We start from the raw sequence: 8,962 nt of genomic DNA on the forward strand, positions 1-8,962 counted from the left end.
GGGTCGCACCGCGCCCGGAGCTGGTCATCGTCGGCGTTGGCGACGATGCGCGCTTGCTCTGCAGCCTGGCGCGCCGGCTGCAGTGGCGGGTGACCGTCGCGTACCATGCGACGGGGAAAGCGACGCGGGAGCGGTTTCCTGCAGCGGACGAGCTGCAGATTATCCCGCGCTTCGCGTTTGAGCAGGTCGATGTCCGCGGCAAATACGTCGTCGTCATGTCGCATAACCTGGAGCTGGACAGGGAGGCGGTCCACAAGATGCTCACGCCGGAGGTCCAATATGTCGGCCTGGTCGGCTCCCGCTACCGGTTGGAGAAGATTCTGGAGCCAATTCGGAACCCTGGCGAGCCGGAACGCGCGATCGAACCTGCGCTGCTGGATAAACTCTATTCGCCAGTAGGGCTGGACATTGGCGCGGAAACCCCTGAAGAGATTGCAATGAGCATCTTAGCAGAAGTAACTGCCGTTAAAAATGGACGTTCCGGCGGATTCCTGCGTGATCGGAAAGGGGCAATCCGCGGGGGAGGGAAGGAAGCTTCATTGCCGGCTTCGCAACCTTCGTTCCTTAACGAACCAACCTTCCCGGAGTCCTGCCGTGTGTGAGCACAGAACAGGCACTAGAGACGTATGGGCGTTAATTCTCGCGGGTGGGGCTTCCCGGCGAATGGGCGAGCCCAAGCTGCTGCTTCCGGCGCCGCGCGGGAATCTGCTTCAGCAAACGATGCACCAGGTGCTGGCGGGAGGAAATGTGCGGGTTGCGGTTATTACTGCTGAAGGTGGGCCGCTTCGTCGCGAAGATACCGAGGGCCTGCCGGTGGAATGGTTGACGACGTCGCAGGCCAACCGGGGACTTGGCGCCTCGCTGGCGGACGGGGTCCGGCAACTGGAGGAGCGTTATACACCAGCTGCAATTCAAATTGTGTTGGGCGATCAGCCGGAGATCTCGCCGAATGCTATACGGCAAGTGACAGAAGCGTTCATCCAAACCGGAGCTTGGATCGTGCAAGCGCGTTATGACGATCGTCCGGCGCATCCCGTGTTGTTTGCGGCGCCGTTGTTCCCTCAATTGACGGCATTAGCCGGTGACGTTGGAGCCAAGGAGCTGCTGCAACAATACAAGGAGCAGATCCTTGAAGTGAAGATCCCGGGCCCTGCTCCCCGCGATATTGACACGCCGGAGGAGTATGCTCGATACCGGTTGTCGGCTTTTTCCAAAAGTTGACTTCGCCGCCGCGACACGATACCCTTAGAGCATCAATCTAAAGCGTGAGGGGGACGAGACATGCCGTTGATCTATCACTACGATCCGGAGCAGGTCCGCATTCGTGAAACGGTGAATCACGAGGATGTGGAATTCGAGTTGACTTTCCTGCAGGACGAGCCTCTATTCTCGAAAATGCGGGAAGTGCAGAAAAGATTCGAGGACAATGACGTGTACACCGATGTCTTGTTTTACTTGAATCAGGATCAGGAGCGCCAATACCGAATCATTGTTCGCAAAGATTTTTATGATGATTTCCTGCTTGCCTTATTGAAATATCGCATCCTGAACGGACTCGAGTGGAAGGACTAATATAGTACCATCCCTCTTTATAAAAGCAAAAGATCCATAAGGGTGTTTTTCTCACGGGACTGACCCCGCAATGTGAGACAATTAAAAACACCTTCAGGATCATCTAATGAAGTGCACCCCTTAGAATAGACATTGGAAAATCCCTGGTTATTCCGATGAATTCTAAGGGGTATTTTTTATGGCAATATAAGAACAGCCGTTAAGTACATACGCTGAAAACTGAGGTGGAGGGGGGCTACTGTGGGATTACACATACATTTATTATAGTACGCTTATGGTAGGCGTTTCGGAAAGAGAGGTGAATTGAGCATGAAACAGCGTATCTGGATTTGGTTTGGGGGATTGTCGTTTAAAAGCAAGCTGCTCACCGTTTTTATCCCGCTAAATCCTCATACCGCTGTGCATTTTGGCATTCCTATCAAGTCGAATTTTTAGTAATCCCCTGATTGAACGAAGTGTCAATGACGTCATTAATGAATCTCGACTGACAACTAACTTGTCATTATTTAGTGAAGTCGATATGGCTGTCTTCATCGACACGAACGGAAAAATATATACCTCATATGTTCCTGAAAAGGATGAAAGCGCTATAAACTACAGCGGCCTGACTCAAAGTTGTCAGAGCAGTGAAGTTACGGATCGGCTTATAGGTTTCCGATGGAACAACGGGATTTCCTAACTCCGGATTCTGATGTGCCCGTCTTGACCTTAAGCAAAGTGGTTGTTGATATCAATTCGGGGAATCAATAAGTAACGTTGTATTTGATCATCAAGGAAACCATATAAATCAAAAAGAGGGCTTCCTTATCAGAGAGCCCTCTTAAAATTTGAACAGACTTTGGATTGGAAAGGAGCGAAGCTTTGTTAATAGCCAGAAAGGATTGGATGATTATGAGTATTATTTACTCTGAGATATCCAGAGAAGAAAAGAAGATTGCTCAATCAGCTACCCAACTGATGAACCTACAGTCTTCTCTCCGATCTGGATCAAGTATATCCGTTTATGCATCTCTGCTTTCCAAACTTGGATAAGCGAAATGCTGGTTATAGTATAGCTACTCAAATAGGAGACGTCATTGTGGCGTCTCCTTTATACTGTAATGGAAGGAGGTTTATGTATGGCAGATTGGTGGTTAGAATGTAGTGATGGTTCTTTTCGTAAAGCGAGAATTGAACCAGCTACATTAAGCGACACGAGACGAATGAAATGGACGTTTGATTGGCGAAAAGAACTGCATAGTTCAAAAAGGAAGGTCTATAAACTCGTGGATGACCATAATGGCAGTATCATTGGTGGTATCTCTTTTGAGATTCGTGAGGATCACATTTATGTAGTGCTCCTGGATTCTGCCTTTCCTACTCGGTACAATGCGAACCCGCCGCGCTTTTATTTGAATGTGATGAAGCTTTTATTGGCATTCGCTTCCCTGGAGAGCGACCGACTTGGTTTCGATGGATTCTTAGCGCTGACGCCAAAAACAAAATTACAGTCTTATTATCATAAACATTTTTGTGCTTTTCTTTTACCGCAAGGCATGATGGGCATAAACGGTGGTATCATGAAAGCCATTATTGAGTTATACTATTACTAAAGGACGTGATAAACATGATGAGGAATAGACGGCCGTACAACAAGCTGCTTGCTTCTAGTCAAATTAAAATTAAACGAAGCGATCTTGGTGATTTAGGCGGACCGCAAACTATCCCCAACGCTCCTGACACGCCTGCAACACGAGCTGCAATGTCGGAGTTTATCCGAAAATCAAAAAGCGGTGAGATCGCATTTGATCTGCCGGAATGGATCCTCAAGGAAAGAGAAAAGAGAAATCAGTCATTCGAGAAGATTAAACTATAGTCACAAGCGCTCACTCATGTGGGCGCTTTTGTTTTACTCTCTTAAAATTTGTATCTCCCTTCGGGGCCATGACGCGTCCCATCCTTCGGAGGTAGGCGAAAACCTAAATCCCTTCGGCGCGCATCATTCCCTCCTCTATTCCCTACGGAGTCTTTCATCACCTGCGGTGTAAACCGGCACCTTCTCATTGAGGGATTTTCCACTTCTAAGTCACTGAAATGCTTTTCCTTCGTCCGGTGATCGAAGCTTTGCCCCGCTGACTTATCTGGATATCGAACCTAGTTTTGGCACGTGGGATGGATCCGGGAAGGTGCTTGACTCATCCAATGAGGAAGTTATTCTTGCTTGGAAAAAAGACAATAAGTATTGTAGGATTCGAGTTCAATTAACTACCTTGCAATCAACGATTACTTATGTTGACGAGCTAGGGCTAATAACTCAATACGATATTTGATCGCGAAGTAAAGAGAAACGTAATACTTTTCAAGATTAAACAACCAGTCGTCTGAAGAGAATCAGTGACTGGTTGATTAGATTTCCTGTTAGTACGTAGAACGCACCCGTTCTCGCCCTTGCGCTCGTTTTGCTGACCAAAACCGCCAGCCGGTCAAAATGGCGACGACGAAACAGATGGTAGCGGACGTCATGAACACCACATGCATGCCGGATAGAAACAGATCGGGACGATCCGGCACCAATCCGGTGACCCGGCGGCCCGCCCGACTGCTCATGACGCTGAATAAAGTCGTGGTCGCGACGGTGATGCCGACAACCATACCCATATTGCGTACGAGTGAGTTGATGCTGCCGGCGATGCCCAGCTGGGTTTTCGGAACCTTCGACATGATGAGCGAGTTGTTGGGGGACTGGAACAAACCGTTGCCGAGGCCAAGCATCGCAATCCATACCCCCACCTGGGCGATAGAGCTGCTGTCGTGCAAACGGGCCAGCCCGATTTGCGCGATCACCATCACGATCAACCCGACGAACGTCAGCAACTCGGAGCCGATCTTATCGGACAATGCACCGCTGAGCGGCGCGACGATGACCATGACGATCGGGAACAGCATCATCAGAAACCCGGCATGCGAAGGCGAGAGGTTTAAGATGCTTTGCGTATAAAATGGGGCGATGATATTAAAGCAGAAGTTGGCGACAAACACCAGGAATCCCGACAGAATGCTTAAGCTGAACAACGGATTGCGGAATAACGTCAGTTGAAGCATCGGCGCTTCGCTGCGTGTCTCGATCCACAGAAACACGAGGAACACGGCGACCGCCAGGACGAGCGCACTCACAATGCGGATATCCTGATAGCCAAGCTGCTGACCAAACAGTAAGCCGCTGAACAATGCCAGAATAAAGATGGGGAACAGCGTGCTGCCCGCTTTATCGATTTTCACCTTCAGCTTGGTTCGGTCCGCCGGGAGCAGCTTCCAGCCGATGACAATCGCGATGAGGCCGACAGGGACATTCACCCAGAAAATATATTCCCAGCCTAAGGCCGACACGATCACACCTCCAAGGCTCGGGCCCGTGATGCTTCCCAGCGAGACGAAGGTCCCGGTGAACCCAAGCGCTTTGCCTCGTTCTCCGGCCGGGAAGATGTCGGTGACAATTCCCTGACTGTTGGCCATGGTAAGCGAGGCGCCAAGCGCTTGCAGCAGCCGTGAGCCAACGAGCAGCGGCAGGTTATGGCTGAAGCCGCACAGCAGAGAGCCCACAGTAAAAATCACCATGCCCCATTTGAACACCTTAATTTTACCAACGATGTCTCCCAGTTTGCCGAAGAAAAGAATAGCTGCGCAGGTCATCATCAAATATGCGGAAACGATCCATTCTGCTTGGGCAACGGTAAGATGCAATTCTTTAGAGATCACTGGCAGGGCAATATTGACGATGCTTCCGTCCAGCGTCGACATAAATGTAAATAAATTTAATACAATCAGGATCAACCAACGTTTTCGTTGAATGTCCGGATCATCCTGATAGGAAGTTGTGCGAAGGTCAGAACGTTGAGTCGTCATATCCATATCGTTTCACACCTCTCTCTTCTCCAGCCTTTTTTTGTTGCGAACGCAACTATTTTAAGCAATCCTAGTGTACTCCAATTTAGTTGCGAACGCAACTGATTTCAGTTAAAATTTGCATAAATGAGAATCGCAAAAGAGGTGCAGGGATATGAATTACCCTTCCGTTGGCAAACTGATCTCCTATCTGCAACGGATCAACCAAAAGGAAGTCACCGCATTGTTGAAGCCGTATGGGATTGGCGGAGGCGGGAACCACAGCTATTTATTGGCGATCTTAGCGACGCCCGGGTTAAATCAGGACCAGCTGACGAACCTGGTCAAATTCGACAAGGCGACCACGACCCGCTCCGTCAAACAACTGGAGGAGGCCGGTTACATAGAACGGCGGGTGAACGAACACGACCGGCGATCGATCTTGTGGTATCCGACGGAAAAGGGAAGAGCCTTCGAGCCCACGCTTCGGCAAATTTTAGCGGATTTTAACCGCCGATTGACGGCTGTGTTAAGCGAGGAGGAAACCAATCAACTCGAGACCTTACTTACGAAAATTTACGAGAGCAAGCTGAATAGCGATGAGAATGTGTGAATCAGCCGATGATGAAGATTAACAGTAAATCGTACTGTTATTTTTCGCGATTTACGCCACCGAGGGGAATTAACAGTAAATCCTACCTTTAATTTGGCTGATCTGCTCGAAAACAGCGGATTTTATCGAAAATAACGGTACTTTTTCCAGCTAATTAGAACAATTAAGGCGGTTGGTTGAAAATTAACAGTAGTTTTTACTGTTAGTTGCACCATTCCATTGCTCGATAAGAACTCCCATTACTGCCCGCGAAATGAACGATGATGGAACGAAGTAATGTCCTGAAACAGCGATCGACCGTCATCGGTTACAGTGAATTGATCATTTAGCGGGAGATACAGCGCCCGATACGGCTCGGGAACCCAGATATATTGGTGGACGTAAGGTGTGGCAATAAATCCGCAATGGATCCAGAAACGGAGGCGCTCCCGGTTCGTTTCCGTGTCCTCCGCTTCCGCCTCAATGATGATCGCCTCGGCGTGGTGTTCCTGCACGGCATAGTCGCGGATATCCGCGAAGAACTGGCGGCCAAATCCTTGACCTCTTACATCTTGACGCACGGCCATATAATCGAGGATCAAGCGCTTGCGGCCCTGCTTGCCGCTGAGGCCGGTGACGCCCATCGCCACCGCTTCGCCGTCTAACAGCCCCGCGTGCAAGCTGGCGATCCCGCGATCCAGCATGCTCCGAAGCACTTTTGTTGGCTTGGCACCGTGCGGAAATGCTTCGCGATAGATAGGTTCCAGTTTGTCCCACCAAGCGTCATCCCATTTGTTCAAGGTTGTGAATGTCCATTGCATTTTGGGCCCCCCATTTTAAATGTACGGTTACTTCTATTTTATCCTTCCACCAGCATTCAGGACATATGTCCTTTCCAAACGGCAGAAGATATCCTTTAATTAGGTATTGAAATAAAGGATCGCGAAAAACGAGAATGAGGAGAGAGACGATGAGGGGTTTGTTGTTTGCGTTTTTGGCCGGGGCGTTCATCACCTTGCAAGGGGTGGCGAATACAAGAATCAGCGGCGAGATCGGCACATGGCCGGCGGCGGCGTTGACTCAGTGTACCGGCTTTGTCGCGGCCTTGCTGATTTGGCTGATGGTCCGTGACGGGGGGCTTCCCGACTTGCGGAAGGTGAAGCCGTTGTATATCAGCGGCGGGGCCTGGGCGGCGATTATTATTTTTAGCAACGTCACAGCGATTCAGCAGGTTGGAGTCACTTTGACGATCTCAGCGGTTTTGATTGCCCAGTTGTGCATCACCTTTCTGATTGATAGCCTAGGTTGGTTTGGTGTACCGAAGCAAAAAATGCGGCTGCCGCAGTTTATCGGAATCGGCTTGATGATTGCGGGAGTGATTATTCTCAAATTTTAACGGATGAGTGAATGGCCCAAGCCTCAAGGAGGAGAACGGATATGAAAGAAGTGGCAGACCCGGACCTGCTAAATGACTATATCGAATCGTATGGACTTCAGAAGGTATTTCCCAAAGCGTTGCTGCCTTATCTGACGCTTCACGGGTTTGACCAAGGAGAGCTGATTTGCACGCAAGGCGAGCCATCGCATACCATGTACGTGCTGGTTCGGGGGAAGATCAAAATTTATAACACCTCTCCGGAAGGCCGTACGCTGGTCATTTCCTTTAAAAATCCGCTGGAGGTCATTGGGGATGTCGAATACATTCGGGACGGGGATATCATCAATACCGTTGAGGCTGTGTCCCCGGTTCACATGATCGGGGTAGAGTACCGTTGGCTGCGGAAGTACGGTGCGGATCATTCGCCGCTGTTGCATTTTTTGCTGGACATTATCACCAAGAAGTTTTATATGAAATCCAGCTCGATGAGCTTTAATCTGCTGTATCCGGTGGAGATCCGCCTGGCGAGTTATCTCTTGTCTGTTTCTTTCGACGAAGCGGATGCGCTGTTTCAAGGGAAGCTCGGCACTGCTGATTTGGCCGATGCAGCCAATTTAATCAGCACCAGCTATCGCCATTTGAACCGGGTGCTGCAGAAATTTGCGGCGCTAGGTTTGATTGAGCGAAGCCGCGAGGGCATCACGGTGAAGGATCGGGAAGGGCTTCACAAACTGGCAAGCCGGAATATTTACGAATAGGGGGACGGAGAGACGTGCTGTTAGGGATATTGTTCGCATTGACTGCCGGAGCGTTGGTGGGGATGCAAAACGTGTTTAATACGAAGGTGAATGAACAGACTGGCAATTGGACGACGACGACGCTGGTGTTAGGTCTGGGGTTTGCCGCCTCCTTTGTCATTGGCCTGATCGTTGAAGGAAAAGGAATGTTTACGTCATTACCCGGGATGCCGCTATGGTTTTGGTTCAGCGGCTTGATTGGGGTTGGCGTCGTGACTTGCATGGTACAGGGCGTCAAACTGTTGGGGCCAACGTATGCTGTAGCCATCGTTATGACTTCGGAGTTGGGGTTTGCCTTGTTGTTTGATTCGCTAGGCTGGCTCGGCTTACAGAAGATGCCGTTTACGTTGAATCAACTGATCGGTGTGTTAGTGATTGTCGGCGGGATCTTCGTGTTTAAGCTGGGCGGGGGAAGTGAGAGCGAGAAGGAAAGCTCCGTTCGGAAGAGAGAAGCTTTGAATTAAGCTTGGAGTTAGGGGGCGTCAAAATATGGAGGGAAACATCGATAAAATCGCCTGGATTCACCTGCGGAATGGTCGCATGTTAAATGTCCGTTCGAAGGGGAAAGAGCTGTTTTATATACCAGGCGGCAAAAGAGAACCAGGCGAGTCCGATCACGAAACTTTGCAACGAGAGATTCAAGAGGAGTTATCCGTGACCGTAAAGCCGGAGACGATCAACTACTTTGCAACGTTTGAAGCGCAAGCTGACGGCAAGCCGGAAGGGATACTTGTACGGATGACCTGTTACTTTGCGGAGGTC

At 49.8% G+C, this 8,962-nt stretch carries 13 protein-coding genes; 11 read left to right on the plus strand and 2 right to left on the minus strand.

Annotated features, from left to right (window positions below):
* From POTG_RS02740 to POTG_RS02760, 6 genes are all read left to right on the plus strand, one after another.
* Nucleotides 1-602: XdhC family protein (locus tag POTG_RS02740; protein WP_198136139.1), on the plus strand; the 602-nt coding region annotated here is incomplete at its 5' end.
* A complete protein-coding gene (locus tag POTG_RS02745) occupies nt 595-1,221 on the plus strand; it encodes a nucleotidyltransferase family protein (protein ID WP_157273281.1) in 627 nt (208 codons plus the stop codon). The genes POTG_RS02740 and POTG_RS02745, both read left to right, overlap by 8 nt.
* A gap of 60 nt (nt 1,222-1,281) precedes the next feature.
* Nucleotides 1,282-1,572 (plus strand): hypothetical protein, encoded by a 291-nt coding sequence (locus POTG_RS02750; RefSeq protein WP_009223268.1) that lies wholly within the window; start codon nt 1,282-1,284, stop codon nt 1,570-1,572.
* Between the two features lie 309 nt (nt 1,573-1,881).
* Complete coding sequence (locus tag POTG_RS25080) at nt 1,882-2,007, plus strand: hypothetical protein (protein ID WP_269724320.1); 126 nt, start codon at nt 1,882-1,884, stop codon at nt 2,005-2,007.
* A 683-nt stretch (nt 2,008-2,690) separates the two neighbouring features.
* Complete coding sequence (locus tag POTG_RS02755) at nt 2,691-3,164, plus strand: hypothetical protein (RefSeq protein WP_009223269.1); 474 nt, start codon at nt 2,691-2,693, stop codon at nt 3,162-3,164.
* Between the two features lie 14 nt (nt 3,165-3,178).
* A complete protein-coding gene (locus POTG_RS02760; protein ID WP_036643821.1) occupies nt 3,179-3,427 on the plus strand; it encodes a hypothetical protein in 249 nt (82 codons plus the stop codon).
* Between the two features lie 542 nt (nt 3,428-3,969).
* Here POTG_RS02760 and POTG_RS02765 read toward each other — a convergent pair.
* Nucleotides 3,970-5,460, minus strand: coding sequence for an MFS transporter (locus POTG_RS02765; protein WP_009223270.1), 1,491 nt, complete (start codon nt 5,458-5,460; stop codon nt 3,970-3,972).
* Nucleotides 5,461-5,608: 148 nt separating this feature from the next.
* On the opposite strand from POTG_RS02765, the gene POTG_RS02770 reads away from it, so the two are divergent.
* The gene (locus POTG_RS02770; protein ID WP_009223271.1) at nt 5,609-6,046 is read left to right on the plus strand and encodes a MarR family winged helix-turn-helix transcriptional regulator; all 438 of its coding nucleotides are present in this window, start codon (nt 5,609-5,611) and stop codon (nt 6,044-6,046) included.
* Between the two features lie 239 nt (nt 6,047-6,285).
* Here the strand turns inward: POTG_RS02770 and POTG_RS02775 are convergent, their stop codons facing one another.
* A complete protein-coding gene (locus tag POTG_RS02775) occupies nt 6,286-6,846 on the minus strand; it encodes a GNAT family N-acetyltransferase (RefSeq protein WP_009223272.1) in 561 nt (186 codons plus the stop codon).
* 149 nt (nt 6,847-6,995) lie between these two features.
* On the opposite strand from POTG_RS02775, the gene POTG_RS02780 reads away from it, so the two are divergent.
* The 4 genes from POTG_RS02780 to POTG_RS02795 all read left to right on the plus strand — a co-directional run.
* Nucleotides 6,996-7,421: a DMT family transporter gene (locus POTG_RS02780; RefSeq protein ID WP_036643823.1), complete on the plus strand. Its 426-nt coding sequence runs from the start codon at nt 6,996-6,998 to the stop codon at nt 7,419-7,421.
* Between the two features lie 41 nt (nt 7,422-7,462).
* Nucleotides 7,463-8,161: a Crp/Fnr family transcriptional regulator gene (locus tag POTG_RS02785; protein ID WP_009223274.1), complete on the plus strand. Its 699-nt coding sequence runs from the start codon at nt 7,463-7,465 to the stop codon at nt 8,159-8,161.
* Between the two features lie 14 nt (nt 8,162-8,175).
* Nucleotides 8,176-8,664 (plus strand): DMT family transporter, encoded by a 489-nt coding sequence (locus tag POTG_RS02790; RefSeq protein ID WP_009223275.1) that lies wholly within the window; start codon nt 8,176-8,178, stop codon nt 8,662-8,664.
* Between the two features lie 25 nt (nt 8,665-8,689).
* The coding region (locus POTG_RS02795; RefSeq protein ID WP_009223276.1) for an NUDIX hydrolase at nt 8,690-8,962 on the plus strand (273 nt) is incomplete at its 3' end.

Source organism: Paenibacillus sp. oral taxon 786 str. D14, assembly GCF_000159955.1.
Classification (GTDB): domain Bacteria; phylum Bacillota; class Bacilli; order Paenibacillales; family Paenibacillaceae; genus Fontibacillus; species Fontibacillus phoenicis.

Coding starts and splice junctions, on each gene's coding strand:
- POTG_RS02765 (WP_009223270.1), bottom strand. CDS start 5,460: ATGGATATGACGACTCAACGTTCTGACCTTCGCACAACTTCCTATCAG.
- POTG_RS02760 (WP_036643821.1), top strand. CDS start 3,179: ATGATGAGGAATAGACGGCCGTACAACAAGCTGCTTGCTTCTAGTCAA.
- POTG_RS02770 (WP_009223271.1), top strand. CDS start 5,609: ATGAATTACCCTTCCGTTGGCAAACTGATCTCCTATCTGCAACGGATC.
- POTG_RS02755 (WP_009223269.1), top strand. CDS start 2,691: ATGGCAGATTGGTGGTTAGAATGTAGTGATGGTTCTTTTCGTAAAGCG.
- POTG_RS02775 (WP_009223272.1), bottom strand. CDS start 6,846: ATGCAATGGACATTCACAACCTTGAACAAATGGGATGACGCTTGGTGG.
- POTG_RS02780 (WP_036643823.1), top strand. CDS start 6,996: ATGAGGGGTTTGTTGTTTGCGTTTTTGGCCGGGGCGTTCATCACCTTG.
- POTG_RS02785 (WP_009223274.1), top strand. CDS start 7,463: ATGAAAGAAGTGGCAGACCCGGACCTGCTAAATGACTATATCGAATCG.
- POTG_RS25080 (WP_269724320.1), top strand. CDS start 1,882: ATGAAACAGCGTATCTGGATTTGGTTTGGGGGATTGTCGTTTAAAAGC.
- POTG_RS02750 (WP_009223268.1), top strand. CDS start 1,282: ATGCCGTTGATCTATCACTACGATCCGGAGCAGGTCCGCATTCGTGAA.